At 68.1% G+C, this 19,371-nt stretch carries 21 protein-coding genes; 13 read left to right on the top strand and 8 right to left on the bottom strand.

Going from position 1 to position 19,371, the window contains the following annotated elements; translation table 11 throughout:
- Positions 1–48 precede the first annotated feature (48 nt).
- From GVN21_RS04790 to cysS, 3 genes are read right to left on the bottom strand one after another with little or no spacing between them, the layout of a single operon-like run.
- Positions 49–501, bottom strand: a complete 453-nt coding sequence (locus GVN21_RS04790) for an iron-sulfur cluster assembly scaffold protein (protein WP_166573581.1) — start codon at positions 499–501, stop codon at positions 49–51.
- Positions 502–508: 7 nt separating this feature from the next.
- Complete coding sequence (locus GVN21_RS04785; RefSeq protein ID WP_166573580.1) at positions 509–967, bottom strand: SRPBCC domain-containing protein; 459 nt, start codon at positions 965–967, stop codon at positions 509–511.
- Positions 967–2,379 carry a cysteine--tRNA ligase gene (gene cysS, locus GVN21_RS04780; protein WP_166573579.1) on the bottom strand — a complete coding sequence of 471 codons (1,413 nt, stop codon included), beginning with the start codon at positions 2,377–2,379 and terminating at the stop codon, positions 967–969. The genes GVN21_RS04785 and cysS overlap by 1 nt, the downstream gene beginning before the upstream one ends.
- A 182-nt stretch (positions 2,380–2,561) precedes the next feature.
- Between cysS and folE the strand changes: the two genes are divergently transcribed.
- A complete protein-coding gene (gene folE / locus GVN21_RS04775) occupies positions 2,562–3,194 on the top strand; it encodes a GTP cyclohydrolase I FolE (protein ID WP_166573578.1) in 633 nt (210 codons plus the stop codon).
- An 18-nt stretch (positions 3,195–3,212) separates the two neighbouring features.
- The gene (gene hisI / locus GVN21_RS04770; RefSeq protein ID WP_166573577.1) at positions 3,213–3,599 is read left to right on the top strand and encodes a phosphoribosyl-AMP cyclohydrolase; all 387 of its coding nucleotides are present in this window, start codon (positions 3,213–3,215) and stop codon (positions 3,597–3,599) included.
- On the opposite strand, the gene GVN21_RS04765 is transcribed toward hisI, so the two are convergent.
- Positions 3,596–5,257 carry an alkaline phosphatase D family protein gene (locus GVN21_RS04765; RefSeq protein WP_166573576.1) on the bottom strand — a complete coding sequence of 554 codons (1,662 nt, stop codon included), beginning with the start codon at positions 5,255–5,257 and terminating at the stop codon, positions 3,596–3,598. The genes hisI and GVN21_RS04765 overlap by 4 nt on opposite strands.
- A 66-nt stretch (positions 5,258–5,323) precedes the next feature.
- Here GVN21_RS04765 and GVN21_RS04760 point away from each other — a divergent pair, with 66 nt between their 5' ends.
- The gene (locus tag GVN21_RS04760) at positions 5,324–5,632 is read left to right on the top strand and encodes a ferritin (protein ID WP_166573575.1); all 309 of its coding nucleotides are present in this window, start codon (positions 5,324–5,326) and stop codon (positions 5,630–5,632) included.
- 223 nt (positions 5,633–5,855) lie between these two features.
- Here the strand turns inward: GVN21_RS04760 and GVN21_RS04755 are convergent, their stop codons facing one another.
- The gene (locus GVN21_RS04755; protein ID WP_166573574.1) at positions 5,856–8,543 is read right to left on the bottom strand and encodes a TonB-dependent receptor; all 2,688 of its coding nucleotides are present in this window, start codon (positions 8,541–8,543) and stop codon (positions 5,856–5,858) included.
- 172 nt (positions 8,544–8,715) lie between these two features.
- On the opposite strand from GVN21_RS04755, the gene GVN21_RS04750 reads away from it, so the two are divergent.
- Together GVN21_RS04750 and rpoH are read left to right on the top strand one after the other, a co-directional pair.
- Positions 8,716–9,699, top strand: coding sequence for an RluA family pseudouridine synthase (locus GVN21_RS04750; RefSeq protein WP_166573573.1), 984 nt, complete (start codon positions 8,716–8,718; stop codon positions 9,697–9,699).
- Between the two features lie 351 nt (positions 9,700–10,050).
- Positions 10,051–10,938 carry an RNA polymerase sigma factor RpoH gene (gene rpoH, locus GVN21_RS04745; RefSeq protein ID WP_166573572.1) on the top strand — a complete coding sequence of 296 codons (888 nt, stop codon included), beginning with the start codon at positions 10,051–10,053 and terminating at the stop codon, positions 10,936–10,938.
- A 202-nt stretch (positions 10,939–11,140) separates the two neighbouring features.
- On the opposite strand, the gene GVN21_RS04740 is transcribed toward rpoH, so the two are convergent.
- Positions 11,141–11,902, bottom strand: coding sequence for a response regulator (locus GVN21_RS04740; protein ID WP_166573571.1), 762 nt, complete (start codon positions 11,900–11,902; stop codon positions 11,141–11,143).
- A 211-nt stretch (positions 11,903–12,113) separates the two neighbouring features.
- Between GVN21_RS04740 and GVN21_RS04735 the strand changes: the two genes are divergently transcribed.
- Genes GVN21_RS04735 through GVN21_RS04720 form a run of 4 tightly spaced genes read left to right on the top strand, consistent with a single transcriptional unit; the run spans position 12,114 to position 15,104 of the window.
- Complete coding sequence (locus tag GVN21_RS04735; protein ID WP_166573570.1) at positions 12,114–13,109, top strand: peptidyl-prolyl cis-trans isomerase; 996 nt, start codon at positions 12,114–12,116, stop codon at positions 13,107–13,109.
- Positions 13,106–14,539: a bifunctional glutamate N-acetyltransferase/amino-acid acetyltransferase ArgJ gene (gene argJ, locus GVN21_RS04730; RefSeq protein ID WP_166573569.1), complete on the top strand. Its 1,434-nt coding sequence runs from the start codon at positions 13,106–13,108 to the stop codon at positions 14,537–14,539. Before GVN21_RS04735 ends, argJ begins: the two co-directional genes overlap by 4 nt.
- Positions 14,539–14,946 carry a (deoxy)nucleoside triphosphate pyrophosphohydrolase gene (locus GVN21_RS04725; RefSeq protein ID WP_166573568.1) on the top strand — a complete coding sequence of 136 codons (408 nt, stop codon included), beginning with the start codon at positions 14,539–14,541 and terminating at the stop codon, positions 14,944–14,946. Before argJ ends, GVN21_RS04725 begins: the two co-directional genes overlap by 1 nt.
- Positions 14,931–15,104 carry a Flp family type IVb pilin gene (locus GVN21_RS04720; protein WP_166573688.1) on the top strand — a complete coding sequence of 58 codons (174 nt, stop codon included), beginning with the start codon at positions 14,931–14,933 and terminating at the stop codon, positions 15,102–15,104. The genes GVN21_RS04725 and GVN21_RS04720 overlap by 16 nt, the downstream gene beginning before the upstream one ends.
- On the opposite strand, the gene GVN21_RS04715 is transcribed toward GVN21_RS04720, so the two are convergent.
- On the bottom strand, positions 15,101–16,012 hold the full coding sequence (locus tag GVN21_RS04715) for a methyltransferase domain-containing protein (RefSeq protein ID WP_166573567.1): 912 nt from the start codon (positions 16,010–16,012) through the stop codon (positions 15,101–15,103). The genes GVN21_RS04720 and GVN21_RS04715 overlap by 4 nt on opposite strands.
- On the opposite strand from GVN21_RS04715, the gene GVN21_RS04710 reads away from it, so the two are divergent.
- The 4 genes from GVN21_RS04710 to GVN21_RS04695 are packed head-to-tail and all read left to right on the top strand — an operon-like array spanning position 16,011 to position 18,350.
- On the top strand, positions 16,011–16,784 hold the full coding sequence (locus GVN21_RS04710) for a ComF family protein (protein ID WP_166573566.1): 774 nt from the start codon (positions 16,011–16,013) through the stop codon (positions 16,782–16,784). The two genes, GVN21_RS04715 and GVN21_RS04710, sit on opposite strands and share 2 nt — an antisense overlap.
- Before the next feature lie 59 nt (positions 16,785–16,843).
- Positions 16,844–17,098 (top strand): glutaredoxin 3, encoded by a 255-nt coding sequence (grxC, locus tag GVN21_RS04705; protein WP_166573565.1) that lies wholly within the window; start codon positions 16,844–16,846, stop codon positions 17,096–17,098.
- Entirely contained in the window at positions 17,095–17,922 is an 828-nt protein-coding gene (locus tag GVN21_RS04700) for a carbon-nitrogen hydrolase family protein (RefSeq protein WP_166573564.1), read from the top strand. The genes grxC and GVN21_RS04700 overlap by 4 nt, the downstream gene beginning before the upstream one ends.
- A complete protein-coding gene (locus GVN21_RS04695; protein WP_166573563.1) occupies positions 17,919–18,350 on the top strand; it encodes a DUF1178 family protein in 432 nt (143 codons plus the stop codon). The genes GVN21_RS04700 and GVN21_RS04695 overlap by 4 nt, the downstream gene beginning before the upstream one ends.
- Positions 18,351–18,445: 95 nt before the next feature.
- Here GVN21_RS04695 and ubiG read toward each other — a convergent pair whose 3' ends face one another.
- The gene (gene ubiG / locus GVN21_RS04690) at positions 18,446–19,204 is read right to left on the bottom strand and encodes a bifunctional 2-polyprenyl-6-hydroxyphenol methylase/3-demethylubiquinol 3-O-methyltransferase UbiG (RefSeq protein ID WP_166573562.1); all 759 of its coding nucleotides are present in this window, start codon (positions 19,202–19,204) and stop codon (positions 18,446–18,448) included.
- Positions 19,205–19,371 lie beyond the last annotated feature (167 nt).

Below are 19,371 nucleotides of genomic sequence, written 5' to 3'. Positions count from 1 at the left end.
GATATGGGTGAACGAAACCCGGCGCTTATCCCACGCGCAGGCGCAGGATCAAGCCGCGTCGGCGCCGCTAGTTCGGGCTTGGGCCTGTTGGACAGCCGCCAGCGCCGCCTCGAAAGCCAGCAGGCTCGAAGCGTGACGCGCGGGATAGTCCTTGACGGGCTGCAACACGGCCAGGTCCTTGAAACGTCCTTCGGGCGGGGGTCCGCCCTGTTTCAACATAGCATGGAATGCGTCGCGGGCCGTGGCGATTTCGTCACGGGTCGCCCCGATCACGTTCTCCCCGAGCACGGCGGCGGCGGCCTGGCCCAGCGCGCAGGCCTGGACGTCCTGGGCGAAGTCGGCGACGCGGCCGGCGTCATCAAGGCTCAGATCGACGACGATCCGGCTGCCGCACAGCTTTGCCGTCCGCTCGGCGGATCCTTGCGGCGCGGCCAGACGTCCGGCGCGCGGCATGTTGGCGGCCAAGCCTAGGATCCGGGCGCTATAGAGGTCGTCGAGCATCTTGCTGCTATCTGGGGGCCCGGCCACTGGCCTGCCACCGCTTCTCGGCCTCGGCCTTCAGCGCCTCGCTCATGGCTTCGAAGCCCTGGCGGATTTTCGGGCGGATGGCGCGGGGGACGGCGAAGTCGACCAGCAGGCCTGAGAAGATCTCGCCGTTGGAAAAAATGCAGCTGCCCTTGGTCAGCTCCTCGATCTCCATGAACCGGGTCGCGTTGACCCAGCCGCGCCACATCGCCGTCCGCCAGTGGATATGATCATAGGGCGCCCAGTCCAGGACGGTGGGCCGGATGTTGTGGACCTTCAGGCCCGGCACATGTTCGTCGATGTCCAGAACGGAGCCAATGCGGATGATCCCGGCGGCCCGGGGATAAAGTGGGTTCCAGTCGCCCCAGTGCTCCAGGTCCGACAGCACCTCCCAGATGCTGTCGGCGTCGGCCTGGATGCCGATGCGGTGCTCGATACGCATCAGACCGCCTCCTTCATCCGCCAGGTCGCCCCCTGCGGGCCGTCCATGACCACAACGCCGAGGTCGTCGAGTTCGGTGCGGATTCGGTCGGCGCTCGGCCAATCCTTGGCGGCGCGGGCTTCGGCGCGCTGGACCAGCAGGGCCTCGACCTTTTCCTTCAGCCCTTCGTCGGCGGCGCCCTGGAACCATTCGGCGGCCGGTTTCTGGATCAGGCCCAGGATGGCCCCGGCGGTGACCAGATCGTCGCGGGCCGCCGCGATGGCGGTCTTGTCCCCGGCGGTCAGGGCGGCGCGAAGGGCGTCGGACAGGGCGAAGAGGCCGCTGAGCGCCTTGGGCGTGTTGAGGTCGTCGAGCAGGGCGTAGGTGACCTGTTCAACGCCTTCGCCGGCCTCGGGACCGGGACGGCCGGTCCCGACCTCGCGGGCGGCGTCCTGCAGGGCGCCATAAAGGCGGTCCAGGGCCTTGCGGCTCTGTTCGATCAGGCTTTCGGTCCAGTCGAGGGGCTGGCGGTACTGAGCGCTGAGCAAGGCCCAGCGGAGCACCTCGCCCGGCACCCGCTTGAGCAGGTCGTGCGGGATGATCACGTTGCCCAGGCTCTTGCTCATCTTTTCCCCGTCCATGTCGAGGAAGCCGTTGTGCAGCCAGAAGCGGGCGAACTCGGCGCCGTGGTGGGCGCAGCTGGCCTGAGCCAGCTCGTTCTCATGGTGCGGGAAAACGAGATCGATGCCGCCGCCGTGGATGTCGATCGGCAGGCCTAGCACCTGTTCGATCATCGTCGAGCATTCGCTGTGCCAGCCGGGACGGCCGTCGCCCCAGGGGGAGGGCCAGCGCGGCTCGTGCGGCTTGGACGGCTTCCACAGCACGAAGTCGGCCGGGTTGCGCTTGTAGGGAGCGACCTCGACCCGGGCGCCGGCGATCATGTCGTCCAGAGACCGGCCGGAGAGCGCGCCGTAGTTCGACGCGGCCTGCGTGTCGAACAGCACATGGCCCTCGGCCTCATAGGCCCCGCCGTTGCGGATCAGGCCGGCGATCATCTCGACCATTTCGGCGATGTAGTCGGTGGCCTTTGGCTGGTGCGTCGGGCGCAGGGCGCCGAGCGCATCCATGTCCTCCAGATAGGCGGCCAGGTAGCGGTCGGTGATCACCCCGATCTCGACGCCTTCCTCGGCGGCCTTCAGGTTGATCTTGTCGTCCACGTCGGTGACGTTGCGGGCATAGACGACGTGGTCCTCGCCATAGAGATGGCGCAGGAGGCGGAACAGCACGTCGAAGACCACGACCGGCCGGGCGTTGCCGATATGGGCATAGCCATAGACCGTGGGACCGCAGACATACATCGTCACACGCTTATCGTTGGCGGGAACGAAGGGCCGCTTCTTGCGGGCCATGGTGTCGTACAGCTTGAGGGTCATCTGAACAGTTTTTCTGAGGTCGGTTACGCGACGTAGCGGCTTGCCCGCATACACGGCCGTCCCATATAGCTGTCGTCACCCAGGGAGGCCACGGCCTCCGGGACTTCAGTTGAGGTGGCACGCGTCATTCCGGAACGATCGTCGTTCCGGCGCAACTCAGCCTCAAGGGACCTTCCTTCGACATGGACGCCATCACCGAGCGAACCCTGGCCGCCTCCGGCCTTGATCTTGAACCCGTAAAGCGTCCGAGCCGCGAAGAGGCCATGGAGGCGGTCCGCACCCTGATCGCCTGGGCCGGCGACGACCCCCGCCGCGAAGGCGTGATCGATACGCCCAAGCGGGTGGTCGACGCCTATGGCGAGTGGTTCGAAGGCTACACGGCCGATCCCGGCAAGGAACTGTCGCGGATCTTCGAGGACGTGCAGGGCTATGACGACATCGTCTTCCTGAAGGACATCGAGGTCGAGAGCCACTGCGAGCACCACATGGCTCCCTTCCTCGGCAAGGCCTATGTCGCCTACATGCCGACCAACCGGGTGGTGGGAATCTCCAAGCTGGCGCGGGTGGTGGAGATTTTCGCCAAGCGGCTGCAGACCCAGGAAACCATGACCCAGCAGATCGCCGACGCGATCTGTGACAGCCTGAAGCCGGCGGGCGTGGCCATCCTGATCGACGCCGAGCATCAGTGCATGACCACCCGCGGCGTGCACCACCGCAATGTCTCGACCATCACCACCCAGTTCCGTGGCGTGTTCAAGACCGACAACAACCTGCGCGACCGGTTCCTCTCGTTCGTCGAGATGGCCAAGCGCTGATCCGCCAAGGAGGGGAAGGTGTTTTCCACCGCCCCTGATACCGAAGGCCTGGAGCGCGGGAGCGTCGTCGCCCCGCGCTTCGACGCGGCCGGCCTGATCGCCGCCATTGCGCAGCATGCCGACACCGGCGAGGTGCTGATGCTGGCCTGGATGAACGATGAAGCCCTGCGCCTGACCCTCGACACGGGCGAGGCCCACTATTTCAGCCGCTCGCGCAACGCGCTCTGGAAGAAGGGCGAGACCAGCGGCCAGTTGCAGGTCGTCACCGAAATCCGCCTCGATTGCGACCAGGACGCGGTGCTGCTCAAGGTGCGGCCGCAAGGAGACGGGGGCGCCTGCCACGTCGGGTTCCGGTCGTGCTTCTACCGGGCGGTGAAGGACGGCGCCCTGGTCGAGCGGCCCTAACTAAGCCGGCTGACCCCCGAGCCTTCTGGCTTCACCGTGAAGGTCGCTACCGTCTTGGTGTCGAACTCTCGGGCCTGGATGGTCGAGACCGCCACCATCTCGGCCGTCGCCTTGTCTTTGGTCAGGGTCAGCTTGACGAAGCCCTTCGACGCGGAGTCGGCAAACTTCACCTCCTTGTTGCGATCGACCAGGGCCTCGCCCAACGGCGCGCCGGGGATCAGGTCGGCGAAGCCGGGGCTGGTGACGCCGGTGGTCCCGAACTCGGCGGCCAGATACTGGCCGGCGTTGTCGTGCAGCTCGTTGGCCCAGAAGGAATGGCTGTCTCCGGCCAGGACGATGGGCCGGGCCTTGGCGGCCTTGAATAGGTCGTAGACCCGCTCGCGGGCGGCGGGATAGCCGTCCCACTGGTCGAGGTTGACCGGAATGTCGGTAAAGCTGAGCTGGGAGGACATGGCCACCGGCTTGGCCACGAAGTCCGGCAGCTTGGCCAGCATGGCGTTGAAGGCCTGCTCGCCCATCTTGGCCTTTATGTTGGGGTTCATCACCCGACCCATGACGATCTGGTTGCCGATCACCTGCCAAGTCTCGCCGGCGCCGACCGAGCGCTTCAGCTCATCCCCCAGCCAGGCTTCCTGGGCCGGGCCCATCAAGGTGCGGCCGGGGTCCTTCAGCTTGGCGTAAAAGCCGCGGAAGTCCGGCTTGCCGTCCGGGCCGACCAGGTCCTTTTCCAGGTCCAGCGGCAGGTTGCGCGCCGTCAGCCGGGTCTCGGTCATTATCACCGTGGCCAGATCCCCGAACCGGAAGGACCGGTTGATGGCCTCCGGCGCCTTGCCCTCGCGGATCGGCATCCATTCGAAATAGGCCTTCAGGGCGGCGGCCTTGCGCGTGGCCCAGTCGCCCTCGGTGGCGGGGGTGTGGTTCTCGGCCCCGCCCATCCACGCGTCGTTGACGGTTTCATGGTCATCCCAGACCACGATCCAGGGAGCGCGGGCGTGGGCGGCCTGCAGCTGCGGGTCAGCCTTGTAGCAGGCATGCCGGCGGCGGTAGTCGGCCAGGGTGACAATCTCATGCGGCGGATCGAGCGGCCGGTCCTTGGCTACCGGCGAGTCGCCGCCATAGCCGTCCGCGCCGTACTCATAGATGTAGTCGCCCAGGTGCAGCACCGCATCGACGCGGTCCATCTCGGCGATGGCCTGGTAGGCGTTGAAATAGCCCTGGACGAACAGCGAGCAGCTGGCCACGGCCAGCACGACATCGCTGGTCTTGCCGTTGGGCAGGGTGCGGCCCCGGCCGATCGGGGAGGCGGTCTTCCCGAAGTGGAACTGGTAGAAGTACTCCACGCCGGGCTTGAGGCCGGTCACGTCGGCCTTGACCGTCCAGTCCCGATCGGCGGCCGCGGCCACCTTCACCGTCTTGACGATCTTGCCGAGCTGGGCGTCCGTCGCGATGCGCAGATCGCCCTCGATGTCCTCCAGCCCGTGGCCGTCGTGCGGCGTCAGGCGGGTCCAGAAGATCATCCGGTCCTGCAGGGGATCGCCCGAGGCGACGCCATGCTTGAAGGCGCCCATAGCATGGCCGTCATGGGCGCCCGCGCGCCCGGCGATGGCGCCCGCGCCGAGGCCGAAACCGGCCAACAGACGGCGTCTGTCGATTCTCATGGAACTCCCCCTTTGACCTTCGCTCTTACGGCTGTCTGATACCTATCAGGCAACAAGGAGATGACAGTGTCCAGCGAAGGTCTTCACGTCCCCCGTGAGAAGCTGAAAAGCCATACCCTCAATATGCACTACGCCATCTCCTCGCTGATCGAGGAGCTGGAGGCGGTGGACTGGTACCGTCAGCGGGCGGATGACTGTGACGATGAGGAGCTGCGCAAGATCCTGCTGCACAACGCCCATGAGGAGATCGAGCACGCGGCCATGGCGCTGGAGTGGATCCGCCGGGCCGACAAGGAGTTCGACGACCAGCTGAAGGAATACCTGTTCACCGAGGGCTCGATCACCGGCCGGGAAGAGGAGGCGACGGGGAAGTAAGCGACGTCAGTCGCTCCCCCTCTGGGGGAGCTGGCCGGCGCGAATACGCGCCGGTCTGAGGGGGCAGCGCCGGCGTCTAGGGTTTATCCTGAACGCCGGCGTCAACGGCCGCGCCAGAATGCGGCCACCCCCACGGGCCGGCGCTGCCCCCACCACCACGCGCGTATTCGCGCGCGGTCCCCCTCCCCCGCGCAAAGCCCGGAGGAGGATTTTGTCCAGCGTCCTAGAACTTCCATCCCAGGCTCGCCCCGACCATCCGGGGGGCGCCCGGGATGAAGGTCGGCAGGCCGAGGCTGTCGCCGGTGTTGCCGGCGTCGATGATGTAGTCCTCGTCGGTCAGGTTGGTGGCGAACACTTCCACGGTGACGTTCGTACCGTCCGGCTTGTAGCTGGCTCGCAGGTTGACCAGGCCATAGGCGTCCTGCCGCTCGTCCTGGATATTGTCGGCGACGAAGGCGGCCGGCGGCTGCTGGAAGACGGCGCGGTCGTTGTCATCCTCGAAGAAGACTTCCGACTGCCAGGTGTAGCTGGGCCGGATGTTGAAGGTCCCGCCCAGGGCGTCGAAGCTCCAGCTGGCGGCCAACGAGAAAGTATGGTCGGGCGACAGGCGGAAGCTGTTGCCCTCATAGGCTCCTTCCGAGAACCGGGCGTGGCTGTAGCCGTAGGTGGCCAGTAGGTTCAGGCCCGGAACCACCCGCCAGTCCAGCGAGCCTTCGAAGCCGTACGCGTCGGCGGCGCCGGCGTTGGTGATCACGAACACCGTGCCCTGCTGCTCGACCGTCTGGAAGTTCTTGTAGTCGTAGAAGTAGATCGCGCCGTCGAGCCGCAGCCGGCCGTCCAGAAGGGCCGCCTTGGCGCCGACCTCGTAGCTGTCAACCGTCTCGGCGGCCAGGGCGTCGAAACGGGGGGGCATACCGGGTGTGCCGGGGGCGCCGACCGCCAGGACTTCCGGCAGGCGGCCCCGGGCGTAGGAGGCATAGAGGTTGATGTCGTCACTGACCGCGTAGCGCCCGACCAGGCGCCAGGTGAAGCTCTTGTCCTCGTGGCTGACCTTGTAGAGGTCGCCGTTGTTCGGGGTCGGCTGGAAGGTCAGGCCGAAGTTGGGCAACAGGCTTTCGGGGATGGCCTGGACGAAGGGACTGGCCAGGGCGCCGAAGATGGCGCTGGCCTGGCCGTTCAGGGCGGTCGCTTGGCCGTTCAGGGTGGCGGCCTGGGCCAGCAGGGCGTTGCCCTGGGTGACGTTGGCCGGCACGCCGGTGGCGATCAGGGCATTGCCCTGGGTGGTCAGCTGGGTGGCCTGGGCGGAGAGTTGGCCGGCCTGACCGGACAGCTGGGCCGCGCCGATGGTCCCCCCCAGCACGCTGCGGCCGCCGATGGTCGCCGAGCCGAAGCCGGTCTCTTTGTCGTCCATGGTGTAGCGCAGGCCGACCGAGATCTCGAACTTCGGGGTGATCTCGAAGGTGCCGTCAACGAAGAAGTCCCAGGCCTCCAGGTCGCTGGTCGTGGAGACCGCCTCGACGTGGTTCGAGCGCAGGTTGGTGGCGATCGCCTGGGCCTGGGTGTTGGACAGCAGGGTGTTGCCGCCGCTGACGCTGGCCACCACGCCCTGAACAAGGGCCCCCGTGAAGGCGGTGTTGCCGAAAAAGGCCAGCGGCGCCGGGGTGTCGGCGGGCAGGCCGGAGCCGGCGGCGCCGGCGTTCAATTGACCGGCCAGCAGGGCGATGCCAACCCGCTCGTCGAACTGCAGCGGGATGAAGTTGTCGCTGGACTCCTTGAAGTAGGAGAGGCCGGCGAAGGCCTTGAACCGGCCGCCGTTGTCGAAGTTGACGCGGAATTCCTGGCTGAACTGTTCGTTCTGGGCGTCGTTCAGGCCGGTCAGCAGCGGCAGGGAGAGGCCGTCGGCGTCGAAGCTCTCCTGGCTGTCGAACTCGCGGTAGGCGGTGATGGAGTTGAAGGTGAAGCTCTCGGAGAAGTCCCAGCTGACCAGGGCGGTCGCGCCCTGCACCGTGCGGTCGACGCCCAGCGGGCCGCCAATGAAGCCGGCCGGGGCAGCCAGCGCGGCGCCGTCGCGCACGCCCGTTCCGTCCAGCAGGGCGCCCGTGGTCGGGTCGGTCTGGTTGTAGCGCAGCGACTTGAAGGCGGTGCCGGCCGCGCGGTCCTCCTGCCAGTTGACCAGCAGGTCGGCGCGGAAGGCGTCGTTGGGCTCATAGGCCATCCCTAAGCGCCAGGCGGCGCTGTTCACCGACTGGAAATCCTCGCCGCCCAGCAGGTTGTCGACATAGCCGTCCCGCTCGCGCCAACGGCCGGACAGGCGGATGGCGAAGACCTCGCCGAAGGACTGGTTGATCATGCCGTCGAGCTGCATGAGCCCAAAATCGCCGCCGGTGACCTTCAGCGCGGCGTCGAAGCCGGCGGGATTGGCCTTGGCCTGGATGACGTTGATCGCCCCGATCAGGGCGCCGCGGCCGTAGAGGGTGGATTGGGGTCCCTTAGCGACTTCCACCCGCTCCAGATCGAACAGCTCGACATAGCTGCCCTGCGCCTTCGAAATGGAAACCCCATCCTGGAACACCGAGACGCGGGCTTCGGCGAAGCTGCTGGTGTCGTCCGAGGTGATGCCGCGCACCACGAAGCCCGGGTTGTTGGGCGACTGGTCCTGGACCTCCAGGCCCGGGGTGAACAGCGACAGGTCGTTGAAATCCTCGACCCCCAGCGATTCCAGCCGATCGCCGCTGTAGGCGGTCAGCGACATCGGCACATCGACCGCAGCCTGTTCGCGCTTCTGGGCTGTGACAATGACCTCTTCGACCACGTCCGTGGCCGGGGCCTCCTGCGCCTGGACGGTCGTCGCGCAGATCATGGCGGAAAGACCCGCTGCGGCGAGCAGCAGGCGGCGGTATGACGGCGTCATAGTTCGTATCCCCTCGAACCTGAACAGTGATCAGTCTGGGTAGGATCGTCGCGTGACGCTGTCACGACGAAATCGCGAATTCGGGGAAATAAAAGGGGTTGCGGGCCATCGGACGCGCCTGGCTCGATCGCGGCGCTGGCGCAGCGCGGCCCTGATGCGCTAGCCCTCGGCGATGACCGAGGATGACGATCCGCTGGCGGAAGACCTGGGCGTGCGCACTGTCGAGGTGACGCAGGCCGGCGGGCGGCTGGACAAGGTGCTGGCCGACCTGGCGCCGGAGCTGTCGCGGGGCCGGGTCCAGGCGCTGATGGCGGCCGGGCTGGTCAGCCGCGAGGGGCGGGTGCTGACCGACGCCTCGGCCAAGGCGGCGGCCGGCCTCTATCAGCTGTTGATCCCGCCGCCGGTGGCGGCCGATCCGCAACCTGAAGCCATTCCGCTGACGGTGCTGTTCGAGGACGCCCACCTGATCGTGGTCGACAAACCGGCCGGCATGGCCGCCCATCCGGGGCCCGGCACCCCCGGCGCCACTCTGGTCAACGCCCTGCTGCATCATTGCGGCGATAGCCTGTCGGGGATCGGCGGTGTGGCGCGGCCGGGGATCGTCCACCGGCTGGACAAGGACACCAGCGGGGTGATGGTTGCGGCCAAGACCGACGCCGCCCACGCCGGCCTGTCGGCCCTGTTCGCCACCCACGACATCGACCGGGCCTACATCGCCTTCACCCGGGGGGCGCCGAGCCCTGCGAACGGCACGATCCAGACCCAGATCGGCCGTAGCGCGAACGACCGCAAGAAGATGGCCGTGCTGAAGTCCGGCGGCCGCGAGGCGATCACCCACTATGCGGTGGAGCAGACGTTCGGCGGGGCCAAGCCGCTGGCGGCGCGGGTGCGCTGCGTGCTGGAGACCGGCCGCACTCACCAGATCCGCGTCCACCTGGCCAGCAAGGGCAGCCCCTGCCTGGGCGACCCCGTCTATGGCTCCAGCGCCCCGGCGATGGCGGTGCGGGAGGTGATCGAGGCGGCGGGGCTGGCGCGGCAGGCGCTGCATGCGGCCGTGCTGGGCTTCGTCCATCCGGTGACGGGCGAGAGGCTGCGCTTCGAGACCCCCCTGCCGGCGGACATGGCGGCGTTGGAGGCGGGGCTTGGCGAACTCTAGGGGGCTGGTTGCCCGCGGCAGCGGGCTACCTGTCCCCGGTCAGCGCCGGCGGCAACCTTCAGGCGCGCTCCAGGCATTGGGATCCGGTCGGTTGGATCCCGCGGTCCCGACAATCCGTGCTGACCGGGGACAGGTACGCCGCTTCGCGTCGAACCAGTCCCCTCCATCTTTTCTGACAACCCACCCAGGCCTTTTCGATACCTGACTCCCGCGCTCAGGATTACAAACGCGTCATGGCCTTTGAAAGGTCGCAACGGGTTCCTATGTGAACCATTGGAACGGGGGCGGGGTGGTCCATGCCGATCTTGGGTGGACCCAAAGGCGCCTGCCGATAGGGGAAAGAAAAGAACAATGGCTACCGCATCACTCTCGGTCATGTCGCCCGATGGCGGCCTGTCCCGCTATCTCAGCGAAATCCGCAAGTTCCCGATGCTGGCGCGGGACGAAGAGTTCATGCTGGCCAAGCGCTGGAAGGAACACCAGGACCCGGAGGCGGCCCACCGGATGGTGACCAGCCACCTGCGCCTCGTCGCCAAGATCGCCATGGGCTACCGCGGCTACGGCCTGCCGATCGGGGAAGTGATCTCCGAGGGCAACGTCGGCCTGATGCAGGCGGTCAAGAAGTTCGAGCCGGACAAGGGCTTCCGCCTGGCCACCTACGCCATGTGGTGGATCCGCGCCTCGATCCAGGAATACATCCTGCGCAGCTGGTCGCTCGTGAAGATGGGCACCACCGCGGCGCAGAAGAAGCTGTTCTTCAACCTGCGCAAGGCCAAGAGCCAGATCAGCGCGTTCGAGGATGGCGACCTGCTGCCCGAGCACGTGACCAGCATCGCCACCAAGCTGGGCGTGCAGGAGTCGGAGGTGGTGTCGATGAACCGGCGCCTGTCGGGTCCGGACGCCTCGCTGAACGCCCCCATGCGGGTCGATGGCGACGCAGAATGGCAGGACTGGCTGGCCGACGACACCCAGGTGTCCCAGGAAACCGAACTGGCCGACAGCGAGGAAAAGTCGCTGCGCATGGGCCTGCTGCAGGAGGCGATGGCCGAGCTGTCGGACCGCGAGCGTCACATCATGACCGAGCGCCGCCTGAAGGACGATCCGACCACCCTGGAAGAACTCGCCGCCCAATACGGCGTCAGCCGCGAGCGTGTTCGCCAGATCGAAGTGCGGGCGTTCGAGAAGCTGCAGAAGGCCATGCAGGCCGCGGCCCGTGACCGCAATCTGGTCGACGCATAGGCGCCGTCCCTAGGCGAGACGATCAGACCAACCCCGTCATCCGGGAAGGCGCGCAGCGCTTATCCGTGATCCAGGGTTGACGCGCACAGTCCGCAAAGCTGCGTTCGATAGCGAGATCACGCACCCCCTGGGCCCGGATAGTCCGCTTCGCGGCCTTCCGGGATGACGGGGATTTTTATGGCAAATTGCCTCCAGGAAGAGGCTAGGCCGCCTGCGCGGTGTCTTCCTTCGGCAGGAAGGCCATCACTGCCTTCACCGCCGGCTCCAGCCTGGCGCGATCCAGCGTATCGCCGACCGCGCGGTTCAGTCTCGCGGCGGCGTCCATCAGCTTCATGTCGCCGACCGCCACGGCCGCCTTCTGCAGGTCCACCGCCTGGGTCAGCAGGGCGCGGCGGGCCTGGGGCCAGTCGCTTTCCACCGCTTCCAGGGCCGAGCGGACGATCTTCAGGGCCTGAACGATACGGGCCTGGTCGGGGGTCTTGCGGGCGTCGGATCGGCGTTTGCGCGGGCCGACGTATTCGCCGCTGTTGAACCGCCGCCGGTCGGGGCCGACGTAATGCACCGCCTCGACCCAGTCGCGGGGCTTCAGCGCCACGGCCTCCAGCCGCCGCATCAGGTCCTTGATGGTGTAGGGCTTGCGCAGGAATTCATGAATGCCGGCGTCGCGCGCGCCCAGGATCGCCTGGGCCGTGGCCTCGGCGGTGACCATGATGATCGGAGCCTTGCGGCAGGGCAGCTCGCTTCGGCGCAGGGCGCGGGCCAGGCGGGCGCCATCCAGCTCCGGGCCGGCGTGCTCGACAAAGATGATCTGGGGATCGAAGGCGCGGGCGGCCTGAATCGCCTTGGCGTCGCTGGGTGCGGCCCAGACCTGGCACAGGACGATGCTGCGCAACAACTCCTGCAACAGCTTCACAGACGCCGCCTGTGAGTCGACGATCAGCACCCGCTGCAGATGCGGGGTCATACGCTGCACGATCTTCGGGTCGACATTGAACACGGGCAGACGGACTCACGGCTGGACAGGTTGACGACCGGTCTTCTCCCACGACGCGGTAAAGATCAGATTGAGGACCACCGCCGCGAATGCGCCGTTTCGTCCGGCTGGGGGCGGGCGCGCCGTTTCCTTCGCCGCCGAAAGGCCGTAAGCGGGTCCGGTGACGATCCGTGGAGCGCCCATGATCAGACGATCCGGCCTGATGTTCGCCCTGACCGCCGTTGTTATGGCGCTCAGCCTCGCCGCCTGCGGCGACAAGCCGATCAACGAAAAGCCGCCCGAGACCGGCGACGTCGTCGTGGCGCGGGTGGATGGCGAGCCGATCTGGGCCTCCGACGTCAAGCGCGAAGCCGTCGCCCAGGGCCAGATTGGCGAGGGCGAGCCACTGGACATCCAGTCCGACCTGTTTCGCCAGGTGCTCGACCAGGTGGTCGACCAGGAACTGCTGGCCGCCGAGGCGGTCCGGCTCGGTCTCGACAAGGGGCCGCTGGCTCAGCGCCGGCTGGCCTCCGCCCGCAAGCGGATCCTCGGCGCGATGCTGGTGGAGAGCGTGGTCGAGAAGGCGGTCACCGAAGAGAACATCCAGACCCTCTATCGCGAGCAGCAGAAGCTTTCGGCCCAGTCGGAGGAGTACAAGGCCCGCCAGATCGTGGTGGCCACGCCGGCCGCCGCCGAGGACATCAAGAAGCTGCTGGCCGCCGGCGCCAGCTTCGACGCCATGGCCATGGAGCGCTCGACCGACTCCGCCACCCGGTTCAGCGGCGGAGACATGGGAGGGTACTTCACCCTGGACATGATGAGCCCGCCGTATCAGGCGGCGCTGAAGACCGCCCAGCCGGGCCAGCTGGTCGGGCCGTTCGCGGTCGAGGGCGGCTGGGCCATCGTGCGGGTCGATGAGAAGCGGCCCGAAGAGCCGATCACCCTGGAGGCGGCGCGGCCGCAGATCGTCCGCTTCCTGACCTACGGCCAAGTCCGTGACCTGCTGGAAAAGCTGCGTGGCGGGGCCAAGGTCGAGACCCTCTTGCCGAAGGGCCAGAAGCTGCCGGGCGCGCCCAGCGAGCCGGCCAACGCCCCGCCCCCCAAGGCCGCGCCGCCGCCCGCGCCCGGCTCGGCCCCGCTGCCGACCGCGCCGGTCGCCCAACCCCCTGCCAAGTCCGAGACGCCGCAGCAGAAATGACCCGCAAGCCGACCAAAACCTCAGCCGCCAAGGAACTGTTGGAGGCCGCCGCCAAGCCGGCGGAGATCGTCGGCCACGCCGTCGAACGGGCGCTCGACCCGCTGGCGTCGGCGATCAAGCGCGCTACTCAGAAGCGGTCGCCGAAAGACGGCGAACCCGTCGCCGAGGCGCCGGCCGCCGCGCCGGGCAAACCCGGTCTGGCCGTCTCGCCTTTGGCCGTGCCGTTCCCGAAGATCGCCCCCGTCGCCGGGGTGGAGATCGCCACTGCCCGGGCCGGCTTCTACAAGCATGAGCGCGAAGACCTGCTGGTCATGCGCTTCGCCGAGGGAACTAACGCCGCCGGGGTCTTCACCCGCCACGGCGTCGGCTCGGCCCCGGTCGACTGGTGCAAGCGCCAGCTGGTCGCCAGCAAGGGCGCCGACGTGCGGGTGCTGGTGGTCAACGCCGGCTGCGCCAACAGCTTCACCGGCAAGCCCGGCGCCGACGCCGTGCGCCGCGTGGCCACCGCCGCCGGCAAGCGGTTCGACTGCCGCCAACGCGACGTGATGATGGCCTCGACCGGCGTGATCGGCGTGGTGCTGGACGACGCCAAGATCACCGCCCGCCTGGCCGAGGTCGAAGGCAGGCTCCACGCCGACGGCTGGGCCGAGGCGGCCGGCGCCATCATGACTACCGACACCTTCCCGAAGGGGGCGCAGGCCGTCGCCGAGATCGACGGGGTCAAGGTGCGGATCGCCGGCATCGCCAAGGGCTCGGGCATGATCGCGCCGGACATGGCGACCATGCTGGCCTTCGTGGCCACCGACGCCGATATTGCCCCAGGCGCCTTGCAGACGCTGGTCAGCCTCTATGTGCGCAACACCTTCAACGCGGTGACGGTGGACGGCGACCGATCGACCAACGACACCCTGCTGCTGTTCGCCACAGGCCAGTCGGGCGCGCCGAAGATTCACCGGGCCGGCGACAAGCGCCTGGCCGATTTCCGCGAGAAGCTGGAAGGGGTGTTGCTCGACCTGGCCCTGCAGCTGGTCCGCGACGGCGAGGGCGCCAGCAAGTTCGTCAAGATCAACGTTACCGGCGCTGAGAGCCACGCCTCGGCCCGCAAGATCGCCCGGACGGTGGCAGAGAGCCCGCTGGTGAAAACCGCTTTTGCCGGTGAGGACGCCAACTGGGGCCGCATCGTCATGGCCGTCGGCCGCGCCGACGAGCCGGTCAACCGCGAGAAGATGAGCGTCCGCTTCGGCAAGCTGGTCGCCGCGCAAGACGGCATGGTAGCGGCCGACTACAGCGAGGCGAAGATGAGCGCCTACATGAAGAAGCAGGAACTGGAGGTCAGCGTCGATGTCGGGGTCGGCCGGGGCCACGCGGTGATCTGGACCTGCGACCTGACCAAGCAGTACGTGGCGATCAACGGCGACTACCGAAGCTGATGACCGACAAGACAATCGTCCTGGTCGCCGCCGCGGCCCTGGTCGACGCCGACGGCCGGGTGCTGATCTGTCAGCGGCCCAAGGGCAAGCAGCTGGCCGGGCTGTGGGAGTTTCCGGGCGGCAAGGTGGAGGCGGGGGAGACGCCGGAGGCCTGCCTGATCCGCGAGCTGAAGGAAGAGCTGGACATCGACGTCAAGGCCGCCTGCCTGGCGCCGTTCGTCTTCGCATCCCACGGTTACGATTCGTTTCACCTACTCATGCCATTGTATCTGCTGAGGCGCTGGGACGGGGTTGTCACCGCGCGCGAGCATGAGGCGTTGGCGTGGGTAAAGCCCAACCAGATGTCGCAGTACCCGATGCCGCCGGCGGACCTGCCGCTGGTCGCCTGGCTCTGCGATCTGCTCTGAAGCGCTTCTGGCGTGACGAGAACGGCGCGACCGCCATCGAGTATGGCCTGATCGCCGCCCTGATCTTCCTGGTGATCGTCACATCGGTGACCGTCTTCGGCAACAAGACCACCGGCGTGATGGAATCGGTGTCGGCCGCGATCGACGCGGCGATCTAACCTGGCTTTTCCCCAGCGCTATGCTCCGTCGTCCTCAAGGCGTCGGCGAGGCGGGCCTTGGCGCTGCCGGGCTTCAGGGGCCTCTGCTGGCTGTCGTGCGGGGCCCAGCCGGTGACCGTGATGATCTCGAAACTGGCGGTGACCTTGCCGTCCGGCTCGGCGAACCGCTGTCCGTAGAGCTCCAATGCGCGAAAGAGCAGCCGGCGGGTCAGCGGCCCGCGGGGCCGTTCGAACAGCACATTGGTCTCGCCCATGGCCCGCAGGTCGCGCAACAGCGACAGCGGGTGGGAATAGCGGACGGTTACCCGGTCCACGTCGCTGACCGGCAGCGCGAAGCCGGCGCGCTGCAACAGCCCGGCCCCATCGAAACCGTCGGCGAAGGGCGAGACGCGCAGACCCGCCCCGCCGGCCAGTTCGGTCTCCGCTTCCAGAAGGCACTGGCGCAGCTCGGTCAGGGTCGCCCCGCCCAGGAAGGCGCCGATGAACAGGCCGTCCGGCTTCAGCGCCCGGCGCACCTGGACCAGGGCGCCGACCAGGTCGTTGGTCCAGTGCAGCGCCAGGCTGGAGACCGCCAAGTCCAGGCTCTCGGCCGCGAAGGGCAGACGCTCCTCGTCGGCCACCAGACGGGGACCGGTCCGCCCGGCCAGCATACGCCCCGACAGGTCGGTCTCGATCAGCAGGTCGATCTTCTCCGCCGCGTCGCTGACGGCGAGCGCCGCGCGAAAGGCGCCGTTGCGGGCCCCCAGGTCGACGGCGGTGGGAAACCGCCGCATGATGGCTTCCAGCCGCTGGACGATGTCGCCGGCGGCGCGCGCCTTGAGGAAACCGGCGTGATGGTAGCCGCTGGCGGCGCGGTCCAGTCGCCGGCGATGCAGAGCGCGATCGAACAGCAGGGGCGGGGCGGTCATGGCGGTCAGGGAAGTCCAGGCAAGGCGTCTTCTGCTCGGCCCGGGCTTTAAAGCATTCGGCCGTCGCCTGCTCGACCTCATTCTGCCGCCGACGGCGCTGGACGGTTCCCCGGCCCTCACCGGCGGACTGTCGGCGGAGGCGTGGTCTCGCATCCAGTTCGTCGAAGAGCCCGTCTGTGACGGCTGCGGCATGCCGACCGAGTATGAGACGCCCGGCCGCTGCCCGGCCTGCGAGGCGAGGCCCCATCAGTTCGGCCGGGCCCGCGCCGCCTGCCTCTATGACGAGCACAGTCGCGAGCCGATCCTCCAGCTCAAGCACGCCGACCGCACTGATCTCGCGCCGCTTTTCGCGCGCTGGCTGTCGCGGGCCGGCGCCACCCTGATCGCCGAGGCCGACGCGGTGGTCCCCGTGCCGCTGCACCGCTGGCGCCTGCTGTCGCGCCGCTACAACCAGGCCGCCGAGGTGGCCCGCCGGCTCGCCGCCGACAGCGGCCTGACCTATCTGCCCGACGCCTTAATCCGTCCCCGCGCCACGGCCAGCCAGGGCGGCCGTTCCGCTTCCGGCCGGCGGCGCAACGTGGCCGGCGCCTTCACCGTACCGCCAGGTCGCAAGCGGCTGATCGAGGGCCGGCGCATCCTGCTGATCGACGATGTGCTGACCACCGGCGCCACCGCAGACGCCTGCGCGCGGGCGCTCAAAAGCGCCGGCGCCGCCGACGTAAGTCTGGCTGTGATCGCGCGGGTGAAACAGAGGGCCACCGACACCCGTTAGGGAGGGACTACATAACCCTCTGAAACTCCCCTATCTGGAGGGTGCAAACCGGAGAACCCATGGCCAAGGTCGTCATCTACACCCGTCCCTTCTGCGGCTACTGCTCGCGGGCGGTCGCACTGCTGAACGAGAAGGGGGCTGACTTCGAAGAGATCGAGGCCGGCATGGACCCCGCCCTGCGCCAGGAGATGATGCAGCGGTCGGGCCGCAGCACCTTCCCGCAGATCTTCATCGACGACAAACACATCGGCGGCTGCGACGACATGCTGGCCCTTGACCGGTCCGGCAAGCTGGACGCGATGCTCGAGGCATGAGCTTCCGCGCCGCCCTGGTCCAGACCCGCACGCCCGCGACGCACGAGGCCGCATTGGCCCATGTCGCGCCGCTGGTGCGCGAGGCGGCGGCCGGCGGCGCCCTGCTGATCGTCACGCCGGAGGGGACCAACATCCTCCAGAAGCATCGGGAGACTCTGCTGCCGCTGCTGAAGACCGCCGAGGAGGATCCGGTGGTGCTGGGCCTGCGGGATCTGGCGCGGGAGCTGGGCGTCTGGCTCTCCATCGGCTCGGCCCTTGTGCGCCGCGCGGACGGCCAGGCGGCCAACCGGCAGATGCTGGTGGGGCCGGACGGCGCGGTGGTTGCGACTTATGACAAGCTGCACATGTTCGACGTCGACCTGCCGACCGGCGAGACGGCGCGGGAGTCGGAGGTCTACGCCCCCGGCGACCGGGCGGTGGCGGCGCAGACGCCGTTCGGCCCGCTCGGCCTGACCATCTGCTACGACATGCGCTTTGCCGCCCTCTACCGCGCCCTGGCGCGGGCCGAGGTGAAGGTGATCACCGTGCCCGCGGCCTTCACCCGCCCGACCGGCGAGGCGCACTGGGAAATCCTGCTCCGCGCCCGCGCCATCGAGACCGGCAGCTTCATCCTGGCCGCCGCCCAGGGCGGTTTCCATGAGGATGGCCGAGGCACCTGGGGCCACTCGATCGCCGTCGGCCCCTGGGGCGAGGTGCTGGGGACGCTCGACCACGATGAGCCCGGCGTGCTGCTTGTCGATATCGATCCGGCCCTGGCCGACAAGGCCCGCGCCGCCATCCCGGCGCTGAAGAACGCCCGCGACTTTACCGGACCGGCCCTGTGATCAAATACGCGCTCGCCTGCGACGCCGGCCACGAGTTCGAAGGCTGGTTCGGCGCGTCCGCCGACTTCGATGATCAGGCGGCGCGGGGGCTGCTCGAGTGCCCGGCCTGCGGATCGGGCAATGTGCGCAAGCAGATCATGGCCCCCGCCGTGGCCGGCACGAAGAACCGCGGCGGCGCCGACATCGCCCCGCAGATGCGCGAGATGATGATGCAGGCCCAACAGGCCGTCCGCGTCCATGTCGAACAGAACTTCGACTATGTCGGGGATGCGTTCGCCAAGGAGGCCCGCGCCATCCACGAGGGCAAGAGCGAGGAACGCGGCATCTACGGCGAGGCCAGCCCCAAGGAGGTCAAGGCCCTGGTGGAAGATGGGGTGCGAGTGGCCCCCCTGCCGCCCGCACCCCCGAAGAAGGAAGAGTTGAACTAGGGCTCGGGGAAGTCCCTGTCCGGTTTCGCCTTGTTCCGTCTTCGAGGCCTGACGTTAGGCCGGGCGTCGGGCGCCGACCGTGACGCGGCTCACGCTCAAGTGCCGCGCGTGACGGTCATCATGTAGTTGATGTCGCTGTCCGAGGTGCGGTCCCAGCGGCCGGTGATGGGGTTGTAGCTGACCCCGAACGGTCCCTCGATGTCGAAGGGATGGCCTTCCAGGAAGCTCCGCAGCTCCTCGGGCTTGAGGAACTTGTTCCAGTCGTGGGTGCCGGCCGGGACCCAGCGCAGCACATACTCGGCCCCGACTTTTGCCAAAGCGAGCGCCTTGAGCGTGCGGTTGAGGGTGGCGACGATCATCACCCCGCCGGGGGCCAGCAGCCGGGCGCAGGTGCGCAGGAACTCGCCCGGATCGGCGACATGCTCGATCACCTCCATGTTGAGGATCACGTCGAAGGGACCCGCGCCATCGGCCTCCAGCTGTTCGGCGGTGCTGGCGCGATAGTCGATGGTCAGGCCCTGTTCGGTCGCATGCGTGCTGGCCGTGCCGATGTTGCGCGGCGAGGCGTCGACCCCCATCACCGAAAAGCCCAGCCGGCTCATCGGCTCGCTGAGCAGGCCGCCACCGCAGCCGATGTCGAGCAGCCGCAGGCCCTCGAACGGCCGGCGCGCGGCGCCGTCGCGGTTGAAATGGCTGAGCGCCAGGTCGCGGATGAAGGCCAGGCGGACAGGGTTGAACTTATGCAGCGGGGCGAACTTGCCCTTCGGGTCCCACCACTCGGCGGCGATGCGCGAGAAGCGTTCGACGTCTTCCGGATCTATGCTGTGGGTCAGGGTGGGGGCGGCGCTGTCCATGGCTCATATCTAGTGCTGACCAGGCGGCTTGTCCCGTCTGCATGGCAATTTGACGATCCGCGCATTGCGGCGCCGCGCATCGGCCGCTAGAAGGCGGCTCCTTGCGCGGAATACGAGGTTTCGTCCCCGTGCGGGGCAAGAATTGTCTCGTTGTTCGGGGATCGCGG

Origin of the sequence: Caulobacter sp. SLTY (assembly GCF_009905535.1) — a bacterium.
Classification (GTDB): Bacteria; Pseudomonadota; Alphaproteobacteria; order Caulobacterales; family Caulobacteraceae; genus Caulobacter.
This window is presented reverse-complemented; position numbering and strand designations above follow the sequence as displayed.

What these genes read in the sequence shown, in the direction of transcription:
- GVN21_RS04790 (WP_166573581.1), bottom strand. Translation starts at nt 501, where the DNA reads ATGCTCGACGACCTCTATAGCGCCCGGATCCTAGGCTTGGCCGCCAAC.
- GVN21_RS04785 (WP_166573580.1), bottom strand. Translation starts at nt 967, where the DNA reads ATGCGTATCGAGCACCGCATCGGCATCCAGGCCGACGCCGACAGCATC.
- cysS (WP_166573579.1), bottom strand. Translation starts at nt 2,379, where the DNA reads ATGACCCTCAAGCTGTACGACACCATGGCCCGCAAGAAGCGGCCCTTC.
- folE (WP_166573578.1), top strand. Translation starts at nt 2,562, where the DNA reads ATGGACGCCATCACCGAGCGAACCCTGGCCGCCTCCGGCCTTGATCTT.
- GVN21_RS04765 (WP_166573576.1), bottom strand. Translation starts at nt 5,257, where the DNA reads ATGAGAATCGACAGACGCCGTCTGTTGGCCGGTTTCGGCCTCGGCGCG.
- GVN21_RS04755 (WP_166573574.1), bottom strand. Translation starts at nt 8,543, where the DNA reads ATGACGCCGTCATACCGCCGCCTGCTGCTCGCCGCAGCGGGTCTTTCC.
- GVN21_RS04750 (WP_166573573.1), top strand. Translation starts at nt 8,716, where the DNA reads ATGACCGAGGATGACGATCCGCTGGCGGAAGACCTGGGCGTGCGCACT.
- rpoH (WP_166573572.1), top strand. Translation starts at nt 10,051, where the DNA reads ATGGCTACCGCATCACTCTCGGTCATGTCGCCCGATGGCGGCCTGTCC.
- GVN21_RS04740 (WP_166573571.1), bottom strand. Translation starts at nt 11,902, where the DNA reads ATGACCCCGCATCTGCAGCGGGTGCTGATCGTCGACTCACAGGCGGCG.
- GVN21_RS04735 (WP_166573570.1), top strand. Translation starts at nt 12,114, where the DNA reads ATGATCAGACGATCCGGCCTGATGTTCGCCCTGACCGCCGTTGTTATG.
- argJ (WP_166573569.1), top strand. Translation starts at nt 13,106, where the DNA reads ATGACCCGCAAGCCGACCAAAACCTCAGCCGCCAAGGAACTGTTGGAG.
- GVN21_RS04725 (WP_166573568.1), top strand. Translation starts at nt 14,539, where the DNA reads ATGACCGACAAGACAATCGTCCTGGTCGCCGCCGCGGCCCTGGTCGAC.
- GVN21_RS04710 (WP_166573566.1), top strand. Translation starts at nt 16,011, where the DNA reads ATGGCGGTCAGGGAAGTCCAGGCAAGGCGTCTTCTGCTCGGCCCGGGC.
- GVN21_RS04715 (WP_166573567.1), bottom strand. Translation starts at nt 16,012, where the DNA reads ATGACCGCCCCGCCCCTGCTGTTCGATCGCGCTCTGCATCGCCGGCGA.
- grxC (WP_166573565.1), top strand. Translation starts at nt 16,844, where the DNA reads ATGGCCAAGGTCGTCATCTACACCCGTCCCTTCTGCGGCTACTGCTCG.
- GVN21_RS04700 (WP_166573564.1), top strand. Translation starts at nt 17,095, where the DNA reads ATGAGCTTCCGCGCCGCCCTGGTCCAGACCCGCACGCCCGCGACGCAC.
- ubiG (WP_166573562.1), bottom strand. Translation starts at nt 19,204, where the DNA reads ATGGACAGCGCCGCCCCCACCCTGACCCACAGCATAGATCCGGAAGAC.